Origin of the sequence: Ruegeria halocynthiae (assembly GCF_900106805.1) — a bacterium.
Taxonomy (GTDB): Bacteria; Pseudomonadota; Alphaproteobacteria; order Rhodobacterales; family Rhodobacteraceae; genus Ruegeria; species Ruegeria halocynthiae.
The window spans coordinates 15,693-31,060 of record NZ_FNNP01000009.1 but is presented as its reverse complement, the minus strand read 5'-3'; the positions used below and the strand labels follow the sequence as shown (position 1 = coordinate 31,060).

General features: G+C 57.4%; 13 protein-coding genes. 6 read left to right on the top strand and 7 right to left on the bottom strand.

Features of this window, described 5'->3' with window-relative positions:
• Nucleotides 1–19: 19 nt before the first annotated feature.
• Complete coding sequence (locus BLU89_RS17315; protein WP_074738358.1) at nt 20–925, bottom strand: sugar nucleotide-binding protein; 906 nt, start codon at nt 923–925, stop codon at nt 20–22.
• 82 nt (nt 926–1,007) lie between these two features.
• On the opposite strand from BLU89_RS17315, the gene BLU89_RS17310 reads away from it, so the two are divergent.
• Nucleotides 1,008–1,901: a LysR family transcriptional regulator gene (locus BLU89_RS17310; protein WP_074738356.1), complete on the top strand. Its 894-nt coding sequence runs from the start codon at nt 1,008–1,010 to the stop codon at nt 1,899–1,901.
• 494 nt (nt 1,902–2,395) lie between these two features.
• Nucleotides 2,396–3,499, top strand: a complete 1,104-nt coding sequence (leuB, locus tag BLU89_RS17305; protein ID WP_074738354.1) for a 3-isopropylmalate dehydrogenase — start codon at nt 2,396–2,398, stop codon at nt 3,497–3,499.
• A gap of 57 nt (nt 3,500–3,556) precedes the next feature.
• Here the strand turns inward: leuB and BLU89_RS17300 are convergent, their stop codons facing one another.
• Nucleotides 3,557–5,743 (bottom strand): transglycosylase domain-containing protein, encoded by a 2,187-nt coding sequence (locus tag BLU89_RS17300; protein ID WP_074738352.1) that lies wholly within the window; start codon nt 5,741–5,743, stop codon nt 3,557–3,559.
• A gap of 257 nt (nt 5,744–6,000) precedes the next feature.
• Here BLU89_RS17300 and BLU89_RS17295 point away from each other — a divergent pair, with 257 nt between their 5' ends.
• The gene (locus BLU89_RS17295; protein WP_074738531.1) at nt 6,001–6,339 is read left to right on the top strand and encodes a P-II family nitrogen regulator; all 339 of its coding nucleotides are present in this window, start codon (nt 6,001–6,003) and stop codon (nt 6,337–6,339) included.
• A gap of 32 nt (nt 6,340–6,371) precedes the next feature.
• Nucleotides 6,372–7,694, top strand: a complete 1,323-nt coding sequence (locus BLU89_RS17290; RefSeq protein WP_074738350.1) for an ammonium transporter — start codon at nt 6,372–6,374, stop codon at nt 7,692–7,694.
• 71 nt (nt 7,695–7,765) lie between these two features.
• On the opposite strand, the gene BLU89_RS17285 is transcribed toward BLU89_RS17290, so the two are convergent.
• The 4 genes from BLU89_RS17285 to BLU89_RS17270 form a co-directional block, all read right to left on the bottom strand.
• Nucleotides 7,766–8,950: an amino acid aminotransferase gene (locus tag BLU89_RS17285; RefSeq protein WP_074738348.1), complete on the bottom strand. Its 1,185-nt coding sequence runs from the start codon at nt 8,948–8,950 to the stop codon at nt 7,766–7,768.
• A complete protein-coding gene (gene sseA, locus BLU89_RS17280) occupies nt 8,950–9,804 on the bottom strand; it encodes a 3-mercaptopyruvate sulfurtransferase (RefSeq protein ID WP_074738346.1) in 855 nt (284 codons plus the stop codon). The genes BLU89_RS17285 and sseA overlap by 1 nt, the downstream gene beginning before the upstream one ends.
• Nucleotides 9,805–9,873: 69 nt before the next feature.
• Nucleotides 9,874–10,146 (bottom strand): CBU_0592 family membrane protein, encoded by a 273-nt coding sequence (locus BLU89_RS17275; protein ID WP_074738344.1) that lies wholly within the window; start codon nt 10,144–10,146, stop codon nt 9,874–9,876.
• Nucleotides 10,147–10,170: 24 nt separating this feature from the next.
• Nucleotides 10,171–10,725, bottom strand: coding sequence for a helix-turn-helix domain-containing protein (locus BLU89_RS17270; protein ID WP_074738529.1), 555 nt, complete (start codon nt 10,723–10,725; stop codon nt 10,171–10,173).
• A gap of 106 nt (nt 10,726–10,831) precedes the next feature.
• On the opposite strand from BLU89_RS17270, the gene ilvD reads away from it, so the two are divergent.
• Complete coding sequence (ilvD, locus tag BLU89_RS17265; RefSeq protein ID WP_074738342.1) at nt 10,832–12,664, top strand: dihydroxy-acid dehydratase; 1,833 nt, start codon at nt 10,832–10,834, stop codon at nt 12,662–12,664.
• Nucleotides 12,665–12,828: 164 nt separating this feature from the next.
• Here ilvD and BLU89_RS17260 read toward each other — a convergent pair whose 3' ends face one another.
• Nucleotides 12,829–13,647 (bottom strand): sulfotransferase family protein, encoded by an 819-nt coding sequence (locus tag BLU89_RS17260; RefSeq protein WP_074738340.1) that lies wholly within the window; start codon nt 13,645–13,647, stop codon nt 12,829–12,831.
• 143 nt (nt 13,648–13,790) lie between these two features.
• Here BLU89_RS17260 and BLU89_RS17255 point away from each other — a divergent pair, with 143 nt between their 5' ends.
• Nucleotides 13,791–15,368, top strand: a complete 1,578-nt coding sequence (locus tag BLU89_RS17255) for a DUF5928 domain-containing protein (protein ID WP_074738338.1) — start codon at nt 13,791–13,793, stop codon at nt 15,366–15,368.

Genomic DNA, 15,368 nt, shown 5'->3' with positions numbered 1-15,368 from the left:
CGTGCCAACCAGCAAGCATTCATGATTGCAGAGCTGCGCCGCATTGTTCCCGTGTTTCTGATTCCGCTGGCTTGGTAATTGCGTTTCTCAGCGCTTCACTCAAATCGGTCTGCGCAAATCCAGGCAGTAGCTCGTCAAAGAAGCCATCGTCCAGCCGATGCGGTGTCTCCCACAGATACCGCATCTCAAGCAGATGAGAAGCCAAGCGCCAGAACGGGCGGGCGATGTGCAGCGGCCACCACGCCATTTGCTTAATCTCGACGTGCTGCCCGGTAACTTGCGACAACATTCGAGCCATTTCAGCCCCAGTCACTGTATACCCGGCAAAGGGTACATCGCAGAAACGCGGCAGGTCGTTACGCATCTCAGCCAGCGCCACGGCTGCGCGGGTTAAATCGGGCAAATAGGCCCAGGCATGAGGGGTCTCGGGGTTGCCCGGGTAGACAAGACGGCCGCGCCGCAAATATTTGATCATGACCTGATCGAACCAATTGCCGGACTCCGTAGTATCGATGAAATCACCTGCGCGCAGAATAATAGTCCGCACGGATGAGGCACGATAGGCCTCTTCCATTTCGATCCGTACGCGGCCCAGCGGATTGCGCGCCAGATGGGGCGTTTCACCCGACCATGGCCCGGGCGTATCTGCGCCGAAGACATAAACATTCCCCGGCACAATGACGGTCAGATCGCGGTGGGATGCGGCCGCGATCACCTGACGATGCAGGTCAGGGACATGCTGCGCCCAGTCAGGATAAGGCGGGTTCCAGGCGTTTACGATGACGTCTACCCCACGGGTCGCCACGCGCAAATCTTCACTGCGGCGATCAAACCTGTGCACGGCCCAGCCCGCATCAGTGAAAGCCTGAGCGGCATTGCGGCCAAAGCGGCCCGTCGCTCCGAGAATAAGTACAGTCTGTTGCATCAGCCCTCCGTTCGGGCCCAACCTATTCATTCAGTGGTATTTGGAAATTGCCAAAAAACGCAGATCATGTATTCGTTTTTGAATGGCGCATCCTCTACAACTGTCCGACTGGTCCTTGATTCAAAGCTTTCTGGCTGTCGCAGAAACCGGTTCTCTGTCCGCCGCGGCCAAGCAACTGGGGCGCAGCCAACCGACACTCGGGCGGCAGGTGCACGCGCTGGAGGACGAGCTGGGCGTATCCCTGTTTGATCGCCACGCACGAGGATTGACGCTCAGCGAGGTGGGGCGACAGGTGCTGCCGATGGCTCAACAGATGTACGGCGCCGTCAATGCACTGGGTCTGACTGCTGCTGGGCAAATCCAACAGCTGGAAGGATCAGTCAGAATCACGGCGTCGGTCTTTGTTTCACACCATTTATTACCACCGATAATTGCCGCAATTCGTCAGGCAGAACCGGCCATTCAACTTGATCTGGTTGCCTCGGATGCCAGCGAAAACCTGCTGTTCCGCGAGGCCGATATCGCCGTGCGCATGTATCGCCCCGATCAGGTCGATATCATCGCCAAGCACATCGGAGAAGTTCCGCTGTGTTTCTGCGCAGCCCGATCCTATCTGGATCGCGCCGGACGACCGACAAGCCCAGCAGAACTGATGCAGCACGACCTGGTGGGATTTGATACCAACGAAGATATCATCGCCGCGATGCGCAACAAAGGTTGGCCTGCCAGCCGCGATAGCTTTGCCACGCGGTGCGACAACCAGACGGCTTATTGGGAGCTGATCCGGGCGGGTTGCGGGGTGGGATTCAGCCAGCTCAGCATCGTGCAGGCTGATCCAAATGTTGAGGTGCTGGAAATCGATGTCGAAATACCGGTTCTTCCGGTCTGGCTGGCCGCTCCTCAGGCGATGCGACAGACCCCGCGCATTCGCCGGGTCTGGGATTTGCTGGCTGAAGGGCTGAAGGCCAGGTTGTAATACGGCCCATAGCGCACCAGTTTGGGTTCCCCGGGCGAGATAGATACTGGCCACAGAAAACTTCAGGCCGTCGACAATGTTTGACATGGCACCTTGCGCAAATGGCGTTGTCTGCCGCCAGATGTATTGGAGGATTTGATTGGATTTGATTGGATTTGATTTACAAATGCCCCGGCTCCGCAAACAACATGGCCTTAGCGCTGCCATCGCGGACAACCGAGATATTCTGCCCTCACTCAACTGGTGAATGCTGATCGGACGACGCCGAGTGCGATACTGAATCACCAGCTTTCCGTTTTCACCTGAATGCTCTCGCGCTGCAGGTGTCACGTCCAAGATCAAAGGTGCCACGACCCACAGTTTCGATTTTCAGCGAAACAGCCGGAATTCCGGGTGTCAGCCTGTGTTTTCCTCGTGATTTGGCGGGTACGTCTCATTGACCCGATGCGCTGCAAACGCTAGGGCCTGTGCGACAAAACGCAAGGAGACTGTCGATGTCCAACCCCTCGCTCCTCATCCTGCCCGGAGACGGAATTGGCCCGGAAGTTATGGCCGAAGTGCGCAAAATCATCGATTGGTTCGGCACCAATCGCGGCCTTCAATTTGACGTGAGCGAGGATCTGGTCGGCGGCGCTGCGTATGACATCCATGGCAAGCCGCTATCGGATGAGACCATGGCCAAGGCGCAAGAGGTTGACGCGGTGCTGTTGGGTGCTGTTGGCGGCCCCAAATACGACGATCTGGACTTCAGCCTGAAGCCCGAGCGGGGGTTGCTGCGTCTGCGCAAGGAAATGGATCTGTATTCGAATTTACGCCCCGCACAGTGTTTTGACGCGCTGGCTGATTTCTCATCACTGAAGAAAGACATCGTGGCCGGTCTGGATATCATGATCGTGCGTGAGCTGACATCGGGAGTTTATTTCGGCGAGCCGCGCGGCATTTTCGAAGAAGGTAATGAGCGTGTGGGCATCAACACCCAGCGTTACACAGAATCCGAAATCGAACGGGCCGCGCGTTCGGCGTTCGAACTGGCGATGCGTCGGAACAAAAAACTGTGCTCGATGGAAAAAGCCAACGTAATGGAATCGGGCATCCTGTGGCGCGAAGTCGTAACCCGCGTTGGTGCGGAATACCCCGAGGTCGAGTTGTCCCACATGTATGCTGACAACGGTGCGATGCAGCTGGTGCGCGCACCCAAGCAGTTTGACGTGATCGTCACCGACAACCTGTTTGGCGATGTTCTGTCCGATTGCGCTGCGATGCTGACCGGTTCACTGGGTATGCTGCCTTCGGCCTCACTGGGTGCCCCGATGGCCAATGGCCGTCCCAAGGCGATGTACGAACCCGTACATGGTTCGGCCCCCGACATTACCGGTCAGGGCAAAGCCAATCCAATTGCCTGTATCCTCAGCTTTGCCATGGCCCTGCGCTACAGCTTCGATCAGGGCGACGAAGCGGGTCGGCTGGAAGCGGCGATCGAAAAGGTTCTGGCCGACGGCGTTCGCACGGCCGATCTGTTGGCCGACGAAGGTGTTGAACCGGTATCGACCAGCGAAATGGGCGATGCGATCCTGGCGGCGCTGGACGAAAGCGTCTAATCGCGCGATCTCTCAGACAACAAAGGCGGTGCCCAGCGCACCGCCTTTTTTTGTTTGTCAGTTTCCAAAGATGTTGTTCAGCAGATTGTTGATCGCCTTGTCCAACCCGGTCTCTTTCTTACGGCGCTGTTGCTGCGGCTGAGCGGTTCTGACCGGAGGGTCCGGCGCCAGCATTGGCAGCGGTGTGGGCGTCATTCCTTCGGTAACGCGCAGCATGGTCTCTTTCCAGATCTCCGCCGGCAATCCACCGCCTGTCACACCTGACAACGGTGTATTGTCGTCGTAACCCATCCAGATGCCCGTCACGTAATCCGCCGTGAATCCAATAAACCACGCATCCCGCGCGGCCTGTGTCGTGCCGGTTTTACCAGCCACTTGCCAGCCCGGCAGCTTTGCACGCCCGCCTGTACCTTCCGAAACCACACGCTCCATCATCCAGGTCAGTTGTTTGGCAGCCTTGTCGTTGATCACCCGCTCACCGATGCCGGTCGTCGTGACCATGACAGGATCGGACTCACCCAGAAGTTTCAGCTCGGTCAGGCCGTAAGGCTCTACCGCCGAGCCACCGTTCAGGATACCCGCATAGGCACCTGTCATCTCGATCAGTGTGCTTTCCGATGCACCCAGCGCCAGCGCGAGTCCCTCGGCCAGATCACTTGAAAGGCCAAAGCCACTGGCAACCGTGCGGACATTATCCAGACCCGAAATATCGGCCACCTTGACCGCCGGGATGTTCAATGAGTTCTTCAGGGCATCCGCCAAGGTCACCCGGCCATAGAATTTATGGGTGTAGTTCTTCGGACACCACTGACCCGAGCCTGCGATATCCCAACATGTTGGCTCATCCATCACCGTATCCAGCGGCGAGTACCCCAGCTCCAACGCTGTCGCATATACAAAAGGCTTGAACGACGAACCCGTCTGACGCAGAGCCTGCGTAGCCCGGTTGAACGCGCCCGACACACGGGTCTTGCGCCCGCCGACCATACCGCGCACCGCGCCATCGGCGGACATCACGACAATGGCAGCCTGCGCTTTGGAACCTTCGCGCACTTTTTCTTGGAAAATGAATTTCAGCGCCTCTTCCGCCGAGGTCTGGATGCGTTGATCCAGCGTGGTCCGGATCACAACGTCCTCTGTCGTGTTGCGGGTAAAGAACTCGGGCCCGCTCGCCATGACCCAATCCGCGAAATAGCCACCAGCGCGGGCGGCAGCTGCCTCGGACAACTGGGCCGGACGGCTACGCGCCTCGCTGGCCTGTGCACCGGTCAGATAACCCTGGTCCTCCATCAACCCGACGACCAGCCGCGCGCGATCTTGCGATCGCTGCAAATTGTTTGTCGGTGCATAGCGGGAGGGGGCCACCAGAAGGCCAGCCAACATCGCGGCCTCGGCCGGGGAAACTTCGGCCGCCGAAATCCCGAAATAGCGCTGGCTGGCGGCTTCGAACCCGCGCGCACCCGCGCCCAGAAAAGCACGGTTCAAATAGATCGTCAGAACCTCATCCTTGGAGTATTTCACCTCCATCGCGATGGCATACACGGCCTCTTTCGCCTTGCGCCATAACGAACCTTGACGGCAATCGGCCTCATAAGCGGCCTCTGACTCCCATGCGGTGGGATCATAAGGCACACCAAGGCACAGCAGCTTTGCTGTTTGCTGCGTGATCGTCGACCCGCCATGCCCCGACAGCGGCCCGCGCCCTTCGCTCAGATTGATGCGCACCGCACTCGCCACACCGCGCGGGCTGACGCCAAAATGGCGGTAAAACCGTTTATCCTCGGTCGCGATCACTGCGTTTTTCAGGTGCGGCGAAACCGTATCCGCCGTGATCACACCTCCGAACTGATCCCCGCGCCAGGCAAAGACCTTGCCATTACGATCCAGCAAGGTCACAGACCCCTTGGCCCGCCCATCCAGCAACGCATCCACATCCGGCAGAGAGGTGTAGACGACGCCTACGGCCAGCGCCAAAAGCAGCCCGGCAACCGCGCCAACCCGCCATGTGATCCCCCAGAGCAAACGCCAAAGCCAGCGGAACAACCGGCGGAAGATGCCACCGCCCTTACCGCCGGAACTGCGGCGTGTTTTCTTGCGCGCCGTCTTGCGCGGCACGGTTTTACGAGGCGTCGATTTCTTACCTGCGGGCTTCGTAGACCGCTTGGTCGCCGCGGGCTTTCGGCCTTTGGACGGGTATCTTTTATCCGCGACCAGCCGCGGTTTGCGGCGCTTGGACTCAGTCATGCTCAAACTCTGCCCGGTTATGCTTTTGGGGCACCATACCCCGCCGGAACGGTCATGTAGAGGTGTGAAATTCCGGTATTTCCCCTCTCCATCTCGCCTATATTTTCACCAGACCACATATTTTGTGCAGAAATTGTGCAAATTTGCCAAATTTCTACCCACTCACACCCCCTGAAAGCGTTCCCTCAGAACCTCAGTCGCGCATCTTTCTGCAGGTGCAAAATACCGGCCTGCCCGGCGCAGTAGAGGGGAAAGACGTGAAACTGATCATTGCGACAATCAAACCATTCAAGCTGGAAGAGGTGCGCGAGGCCCTGACCGACGCCGGTGTGCGCGGCATGATGGTGACCGAGATTAAGGGCTTCGGCTCGCAATCGGGTCACACCGAGATTTATCGCGGGGCCGAATACACCGTGAATTTCGTACCAAAGATCAAGTTGGAAATCGTGGTGCCTGCCACGATGGCCGACCAGATCATGGAAACCATCACCACCACCGCCAAAACCGGCAAGATCGGTGACGGCAAGATTTTTGTCCTTGATGTCGAACAAGCCATGCGCGTGCGGACCGGGGAAACCAACGAAGACGCGCTGTAAGCGCCCTTCTTCAATCCATTCGAGGACTGACAATGAACCTGATGAAATTTCTTATCCCCGCCGCCGCGATTGTCGCGCTGCCACAGATGGGCCTTGCGCAAGAGGCCGCCACGGGCGAAGCCGCGCTGCACACCCAATACATCTTCACCACGCTGCTGTTCCTTATGGCTGGCTTTTTGGTTTTCTTCATGGCCGCCGGCTTTGCCATGCTCGAAGGCGGTCTGGTGCGGTCCAAGAACGTCGCCATGCAGATGATCAAAAACGTGGCGTTGTTTTCTTTCGCCGCGATCATGTACTGGCTGATCGGGTTCAACCTGATGTATCCCGGCGATGGCTGGACCGTCACCGGCTGGCTGGGTCCGTTCTTCTCGACGACAACACTGGATCCGGTGGGCGTCGCTCCGGCAGATGCTGCACTGGACTATGCCTCGATCGGATCGGACTTTTTCTTCCAACTGGTCTTTGTTGCGGCCACCGCCTCGATTGTATCCGGCGCCGTGGCTGAGCGGATCAAACTGTGGCCATTCCTGATTTTCGTGATCGTGCTTACGGGCATTCTTTATCCGATTTCCGGTTCATGGAAATGGGGCGGAGGCTGGCTGGATGCGCGCGGATTCTCGGATTTCGCAGGATCGACAATTGTGCATTCGGTCGGTGGATGGGCGGCGTTGGCTGGCGCCATCATCCTTGGCCCGCGGATCGGCAAGTACAAAGATGGCAGAGTTCACCCGATGCCCGGCTCCAACCTGGCACTGGCGACTTTAGGTACGTTCATCCTGTGGTTGGGCTGGTTCGGCTTCAATGGTGGTTCACAATTGGCGATGGGCACAGTAGGGAACGTCTCGGACGTGTCGCGCATTTTTGCCAACACCAACATGGCCGCAGCATCGGGCGCGGTTGCCGCCCTGATCATGACACAGCTTCTGTACAGAAAGCCCGATCTGACTATGGTGCTGAATGGCGCGCTGGCTGGTCTAGTATCGATCACCGCAGAACCGCTGGCCCCAACCCTGTTCGGCGCTTTGTGGATTGGCGCCGTTGGCGGCATCATTGTGGTATTCGCGGTGCCGATGCTGGACAAGTTCAGGATTGATGATGTTGTCGGCGCAATTCCGGTGCACTTGTTTTGCGGAATCTGGGGCACCATCGCCGTTGTCTTTTATGGCGAGGCAAACCTGGGCACCCAACTGTTGGGTATCATCGCATACGGCCTGTTCACCTTTGTGGGTGCCGCGATCCTTTGGACCACTCTGCGGGCCACTGTCGGTATTCGCGTCAGCGAAGAAGACGAGATTAACGGTCTTGATATGGCTGAACTGGGTATGGAGGCCTACCCGGAATTCTCTAAGGGTTAAGACTTGTCACCGCCCAACAAAAAACCCGGACGCTTGCGTCCGGGTTTTCATATCAAAGTGGACGTCGACGTTTAGACACCTACGTTGATAATCGCCTCGGCCAGGATCGGCACGGTCGTCGCATTCAATCCGGCGATGTTCAGGCGGCTGTCCCCAACCATATAGATGCCATGATCGACCCGCAGCTTTTCGACCAGCTCAGGCGCAGCGCCCAAACGTGAGAACATGCCCCGATGCTGAGCGACAAAGCCAAAGCGGTCCGAGCCGCTGAAGCGCTGCAACTCGTCGGCCAATTGCTGACGCAGGCCCAGCATGGACAGGCGGACCTCTTCCAATTCAGCCGTCCAATCGGCGCGCAGGGCATCATCATTCAAGATCGTCGTCACCACCCGCGCACCATGATCTGGTGGAAAGGAATAGTTTTGGCGGTTCAGAAATGCCAGCGTGGACTGGTTCAGCGCGGTTTGCGCCGCATCATCGCTGATCGCCATCAACAGACCGGTACGTTCACGATAGACGCCGAAGTTCTTTGAGCACGACGCCGCGATCAGGCACCGTTTGACGGATGAGGCCACCAGACGGGTCGCCTGCGCGTCTTCTTCCAGCCCGTCGCCAAAGCCCTGATAGGCAATATCGATCATTGCGACCAGGCCAAGCTCATTAATGATGTTCACGACTTCCTGCCACTGCACCATGTTCAGGTTCGCACCGGTTGGGTTGTGGCAGCAACCGTGCAGCAGAACCACATCGCCCGCCTTGGCGGTTTTTAGGTCTACGATCATGCCGTCGAAATCGACACCACGTGTTTCACCGTCGAAATAGCGGTAGGGGACCGTCTCGATTCCCAGATAATTCAGGATCGACAGGTGGTTCGGCCATGTCGGGTTCGACACGAACACGCGCGCCGAGGGGTTGGCCATACGGATCATCTCGAACGCCTGACGGCAAGCGCCGGTACCGCCCGGGGTAGCCACGGCAGCGATATTGCCGCGTGGAACCGCTTTTCCAAGGATCAGACCTATCATTGCATCAGCATAGGCCGGATCCCCGGCCAAACCGGTGTACGCCTTGCTTTCCTGCTCTTCCAGAATGCGTTTCTCGGCGGCTTTCACGGCGCGCATGACCGGCGTGATACCCTCGGCGTTTTTGTAAACACCAACACCCAGGTCGATCTTCTGATCGCGCGGATCTTCGCGGTACATCTGCATCAGCGCCAGAATCTTGTCGGCGGGCTGCGGTTTGAGGTTTTCGAACATCAGTTCTCTCCGGTTGCGACGGGCAGGGTCGGGAAGGCGCCCCATTCAGCCCAGGAGCCGTCATAAAGCGAGTGGTCTTTCTTGCCCATACGCTCAAGCGCAAGGCTGAGGATCGCGGCGGTCACACCCGATCCGCACGACGTGATCGCGGGTTTTGCCAAATCCACCCCGGCAGCCTCGAAAACGGCGCGGCAGTCTTCGGGCGATTTCATCGTGTTGTTCTTGTTCAAAAGGGACCCAAAAGGAATATTGCGCGAGCCGGGAATGTGGCCCGAACGCAAACCCTCGCGCGGTTCAGCCTCGCCCCCGGCAAAGCGTGCCGCAGAACGCGCATCGATAATCTCGTGATCTGCAAGCTTGGCGGCAGCAGACACCTGTGTGACATCGCGGACAAGATGATTTTGAACCCGAACTGTCATGTGACGGTCGCGGATCACGGGCGGCAAGTCTTCAACCGGGTGACCCTCGGCCTGCCACTTGGGAAAGCCTCCGTCCAGCACCGCAATATTCTCTTGCCCCATCAAGCGAAACAGCCACCACACCCGGGCTGCCGACATCAGGCCAGCGCCATCGTAAACCACGACCTGATGCCCGTCGCCCACACCCATTGCCCGCAGGCGAGACATGAATTTTTCCACCGGAGGCGCCATATGCGGCAAATCCGAACGATGATCGGAAATTTCATCGATATCAAAGAACCGGGCGCCTGGGATATGGGCTGCGTCGTATTCGGCCTTCGCGTCACGATTTTGCTGGGGCAAATACCAGGATCCGTCCAGAATCCGCAGATCCGGGTCCTTGATATGTGCGGCCAGCCATTCAGTGGATACGAGGGTTTTTGGATCGTCCTGCATCAAAGCCTCCCCTGAGCGCGTTGAAAATTCCCTATACGCGGCGCGTTTCAGGTTCAAGGCTGGATACAGCTATTCCGGCGCCCGGCGCAGCCTGAAATGCTGAATAATCCCGATTACGCTGATGATGATCCAGAACCCTTCGATCAGCATCGACGCCAGATTGAAGTTATGCAGCAGCGAATAAACGATCAGGATCGAGCCCAGCAGGTTGAGCACGGGAAAGGTCAGATCCTCGGAATTCATCATCCGCATCTGAGTGGCGAAATAAGCTGCGACCACGATCAGCGCCCCGATCGACCCGATGGCGTCAACAAAAGTCAGACTGGTCAGAAATGCCTCCATGAAAAACGTCCTTAAGTGTTGGAGTTATCCCGCCGATACCAACTCGGCCGGTTGCAAATAGTGATGCATGTTCAGAAAGGCCGCGCCTTGTGTTCCTGCGCGGTAGCCATGGGGCAGGTCTGCTGGAAACCGCAGACCCTCACCCGCTTGCAACGACACCCACTCGCCGTCACGCAAAACATCAAGTGCACCGTTCAGCACAAAAACCTCTTCGGTCACACCGGTCACGTGGGCAGGGGATTCGTGAATTTGGTTTGCCGCAAGTTCGACATGAAAGGTCTCTGCCCCCAGAACCGGATCAAATGGAAAGACTATTTTGACCTGAATACTGCCCGGGAAGGTCACTGTGCGAAACACGCCGGGTTCGCGCATGTCCGACGTGCCAATCAGCGCGCTGAGCGGCACCTGAAATCCTTTGGCGATCTTCCAGAGCGTTGCAATGGTCGGGCTTGATTCGCCGCGCTCGATCTGCCCCAGCATGGCTTTGCTGACGCCAGTTAGCTCGGCCACCTTGGACAGGCTCAGCCCAGAGACCGCCCGCACATCCTTTAGTTTCAGCGTGATTTCGTCCGATTCCATATCCGCGCCCAGCGATTTGTCTTGTACGTTATAACGCACATGTGCTACGTGCGCTATAACGCACGCACCCCGCATATCGCAACCGGGGCAAAAGGGAAACAGCATCATGCCAATGTACCGATCCAGAACCTCTACCCATGGCCGCAACATGGCCGGAGCCCGCGGCCTATGGCGCGCAACAGGTATGGGCGACGATGATTTCGGCAAACCGATCATCGCCATCGTCAACTCTTTCACCCAGTTCGTTCCGGGCCACGTACACCTGAAGGATCTGGGCCAGATGGTCGCGCGTGAGGTTGAGGCTGCGGGTGGTGTCGCGAAAGAGTTCAACACCATCGCGGTGGATGACGGCATCGCCATGGGTCACGACGGGATGCTCTATTCCCTACCCTCGCGTGAGATCATCGCGGATTCGGTCGAATACATGGTCAACGCCCATTGCGCCGATGCGATGGTCTGTATTTCCAACTGCGATAAGATCACCCCCGGTATGCTGATGGCCGCCATGCGCCTGAACATCCCTGCGATCTTTGTTTCAGGTGGACCTATGGAAGCGGGCAAAATCGACATCGCCGATCTGGACGCCAAGAAGATCGACCTTGTGGATGCGATGGTCGCTGCTGCTGACGACAAGTTCACTGACGAACAGGTCCAGCATATCGAAGAAAACGCCTGCCCCACCTGCGGGTCGTGCTCGGGCATGTTCACCGCGAACTCGATGAACTGTCTGGCCGAAGCGCTGGGTTTAGCCCTGCCGGGCAATGGTTCGACATTGGCTACCCACGCGGACCGCAAAGAGCTGTTCCTGGAGGCCGGTCGCCGGATCGTCGAAATTACCAAGCGGCACTATGATCTGGACGAAAAGGGCTTTCTGCCGCGCGAAATCGCAACCTTCGATGCGTTTGAAAACGCAATGAGCCTTGATATCGCCATGGGCGGATCAACTAACACGGTACTGCACCTGCTGGCCATCGCGCACGAGGGCGAGGTTGATTTCACCATGACCGACATGGATCGCCTCAGCCGTCAGGTGCCCTGCCTGTGCAAGGTCGCGCCCAACATCGAGAATGTGCATATGGAAGACGTCCACCGCGCTGGTGGCATATTCTCGATTCTGGGTGAGCTCAGCCGCGCCGGTTTGCTGCATGAAAATTGCCATACGGTACATTCGGGCACGATGGGCGAAGCGATTGCCAACTGGGATGTTAAGATCGCCAACAACCCGAAGGCGCAGGATCTGTTCAAGGCCGCACCTGGTGGCGTGCGCACTACGCAGGCCTTCAGCCAGTCGAACCGATACAAGGAACTGGATACCGACCGCGAAGGTGGCGTGATCCGCTCGAAAGAGCACGCATTCAGTCAGGATGGCGGTCTGGCGGTGCTGTTCGGCAACATCGCCCGCGACGGTTGCATCGTGAAAACTGCCGGTGTCGACGAGAACATCCTGAAATTCTCCGGCTCGGCCTATGTCTGCGAAAGTCAGGATCAGGCCGTCAGCGACATCCTGACCGGCAAAGTTAAGGAAGGCGACGTGGTCGTCATCCGGTACGAGGGTCCTCGCGGTGGGCCCGGGATGCAAGAGATGCTGTACCCGACTTCGTATCTGAAATCCAAAGGACTGGGCAAAGCCTGCGCCTTGCTGACCGACGGGCGGTTCTCGGGCGGGACGTCAGGTTTGTCGATCGGCCATGTTTCACCAGAAGCCGCTGAAGGCGGTGAGATCGGTCTGGTGCAAACCGGCGACAAGATCGAGATCGACATCCCCAACCGCACCATTCACCTCGCAGTGTCCGACGAAGATCTCGCGGCCCGGCGCGAGGTACAGGATGAAAAAGGCTGGCTGCCCGCCAACCCACGCAAACGCAAAGTTTCAACCGCACTTAAGGCATATGCCAAACTTGCGACGAGTGCCGCAAAGGGCGCAGTGCGTCAGGTGTAATTCAAACTATGGGGAGGTGCTCCCGCGTCCGCTGCGAGCCACCGGCTTCGCCGATACCCCTTGCGAACTTGGGCCCGGCGCCGCGCAAAGCGCGGCGCCGGGCCCAACCTGAGGAGACGTCTCGTCAGAGCCGTTGACGACGGGCGGGAGCCTTCGGACGGACCTTAATCGCCCAATTTAGCGTGAATTTCGTCCAGATCGATCTCACCTGTTGGCATCTTGTTCGCCGGATTCTCGAAATCGTATCTAAAAAGCTCAAAATCCTGTTTGTAGATTTCATAGACCAGATGCATCGACAGATCGTCGAAATAGTCCTCGACAGGATGTGCTCGTTTGGGGCCATGACCTTCGGATTCGTTAAAGCGCGGGATCTCGGACAGGGTTACGGGATGCTCTGTTTCCAAACTACTCAGAACGCCCTGCATTCCGTCATTGAACTTTTCGGTCCAGAAAATCCGATCATACCGACCGCCATTTGCGATCAGCGTCGAGACGTGCCCTGACATCGCCGACCAATGAATATCGGGGTCCATCGGGCGTCGCCACCGGATCGTATCGCGCGCAAATAGCAGAAAGCGACGGAAACTGGCGATCTGGTCGAATTCACCCTTTCCGTCTTCGCCACCCACTTCGATGCCATAGTTATAGATCAGAGTCGGCACCAGATTGCCGCGATAGCGTTTGCCGTTACGCTGAATGCCGCAGACCTTGTCAAAAAACGAACTGAGAATCCGGGTATAGGGATTACGCACACAGGTGAAGGTATACGACCCGTGTGTCTTCACATTTCTGGCGATCGGATCCTGGCTGGCGTAAAAGGCCCACTTGTGCATTCCGTCTTTGGCGTCGTGAATATCGCCATCAAAAAACCGACCATGATCCGAGAAATACATGATCTGCCCGATCGTCGAACAGGCGCATTTCGGCACCACACGGTAGACCATGCTTTGACTTTCGGTCATCCATGTTCCGGGAAAACCCATCTTCTGCGCCTCCTCCGCCGGTTAGGTCTCGGACTGATCCCTCGGCTTATGACGCCAAAAAACCAAAAAAATTCTGTTTATTCAATCGCTCATCCTCAGTATCACGGTTGCAAACGGGCAGAAACGGATTTTACAAAGAGCTGATGGCAAAGATTGCCTATATTTTGCTGTGTCACAAAGACCCTGATGCAATCATTGCGCAGGCCGGACAGTTGACGGCTGCCGGCGACTGCATGGCAATTCATTTTGACGCCCGTGCCAGCGACGCGGATTATGCCCAGATACGCAATGCCCTGAAGGGCAACCAGAACGTCATTTTTTCGAAGAAGCGCATCAAATGCGGATGGGGTGAATGGTCATTGATTCAGGCCACGCTTCACGCGCTGCAGGCCGCAGTGGATCAGTTCCCACGTGCCACCCACTTTTACATGTTGTCCGGCGATTGCATGGCCATCAAAACCGCCGAATATGTGCATAGCTTCCTCGACGAACACGACCTGGATTACATCGAGAGCCACGACTTTTTCGAGAGCAACTGGATCAAGACCGGAATGAAAGAAGACCGGCTGATCTATCGCCACTATTTCAATGAACGTAATCAACCGCGCTTGTTTTATGCCGCTTACGAGGTGCAAAAGCGTTTCGGCCTGACCCGCGAGGTTCCGGCCGACCTGCAGGTCATGATCGGCAGCCAATGGTGGTGCCTGCGCCGCCGTACCATCGAAATGATCCTGAGTTTCCTGCGCAATCGCCGCGATGTGGTCCGGTTCTTCTCGACGACCTGGATTCCGGATGAGACGTTCTTTCAAACCCTTGTCCGTCACCTGATCCCGCAGCAGGAGATCGATAACCGTACGCTGACATTCCTGATGTTTTCCGACTACGGTATGCCGGTCACCTTTTACAATGATCACTATGACTTGCTGTTGGGGCAGAACTATCTGTTCGCTCGCAAGATCAGCCCCGAGGCGCATGAGCTGAAAGACCGACTGGGTCAGCTCTATGCCAGCGAAGGGGTTTCATTCCACATCTCGGACGAAGGGCGCAACCTGTATCACTTCCTTGCCGGGCGCGGGCGGGTCGGGCGGCGATACGCGCAGCGGTTCTGGGAGATCGGCAATTCGCTGGGCCCCGAACGCGAGTTGTTTCTGCTGGTCTGCAAGAAATGGCATGTCGCCAAGCGGCTTGTTGATCAGATCGCCTCGGAAACGACCATTCCCTGCATCGAGTACATTTATGATGAACAGGAAACGCCGCTGCCCGATCTTGGCGGCATCGAGACGACTCTGACCAAGCGATCCCGCCACCGGCGTGCTGTCGCCCGCATGTTGTATGATCATTTTCAAAGCAACAAGCTGGTGCTTTGCCTTGATCCGGCCAATCTGGACGTCATTCGCGATTTCTGCACCGATCAGGCCCGAACGCGTATTCTGGAAATTGAGTGCGCTTACTCGGATGACTACCTGACCGGCCATGCCCATCGTGTCGGGTTGGCAGGTCAGAACAGTTCTGACGAAGCGATTGCCCGATTATTGCCGACCCTGCGCAATGCGCTGGCCTACGAATCCGAGTTGATCCGGGGCATACGGAACGATTCGCTATTCCATCTGCGCGAGACGGCAGACCGTGCCGAGAACGAGGCGGTCATTGCAGAATTTTTGGGTGTCAGCACAGATCAGGCCAAAGCCATCATGCAACTGGAATACCTGTTCGCAGATTGA

Bases quoted from the DNA above. Each gene is read 5' to 3' on its own strand.
- BLU89_RS17315 (WP_074738358.1), bottom strand. From the start codon at position 925: ATGCAACAGACTGTACTTATTCTCGGAGCGACGGGCCGCTTTGGCCGC.
- BLU89_RS17310 (WP_074738356.1), top strand. From the start codon at position 1,008: ATGGCGCATCCTCTACAACTGTCCGACTGGTCCTTGATTCAAAGCTTT.
- leuB (WP_074738354.1), top strand. From the start codon at position 2,396: ATGTCCAACCCCTCGCTCCTCATCCTGCCCGGAGACGGAATTGGCCCG.
- BLU89_RS17300 (WP_074738352.1), bottom strand. From the start codon at position 5,743: ATGACTGAGTCCAAGCGCCGCAAACCGCGGCTGGTCGCGGATAAAAGA.
- BLU89_RS17290 (WP_074738350.1), top strand. From the start codon at position 6,372: ATGAACCTGATGAAATTTCTTATCCCCGCCGCCGCGATTGTCGCGCTG.
- BLU89_RS17285 (WP_074738348.1), bottom strand. From the start codon at position 8,950: ATGTTCGAAAACCTCAAACCGCAGCCCGCCGACAAGATTCTGGCGCTG.
- sseA (WP_074738346.1), bottom strand. From the start codon at position 9,804: ATGCAGGACGATCCAAAAACCCTCGTATCCACTGAATGGCTGGCCGCA.
- BLU89_RS17275 (WP_074738344.1), bottom strand. From the start codon at position 10,146: ATGGAGGCATTTCTGACCAGTCTGACTTTTGTTGACGCCATCGGGTCG.
- BLU89_RS17270 (WP_074738529.1), bottom strand. From the start codon at position 10,725: ATGGAATCGGACGAAATCACGCTGAAACTAAAGGATGTGCGGGCGGTC.
- ilvD (WP_074738342.1), top strand. From the start codon at position 10,832: ATGCCAATGTACCGATCCAGAACCTCTACCCATGGCCGCAACATGGCC.
- BLU89_RS17260 (WP_074738340.1), bottom strand. From the start codon at position 13,647: ATGGGTTTTCCCGGAACATGGATGACCGAAAGTCAAAGCATGGTCTAC.
- BLU89_RS17255 (WP_074738338.1), top strand. From the start codon at position 13,791: ATGGCAAAGATTGCCTATATTTTGCTGTGTCACAAAGACCCTGATGCA.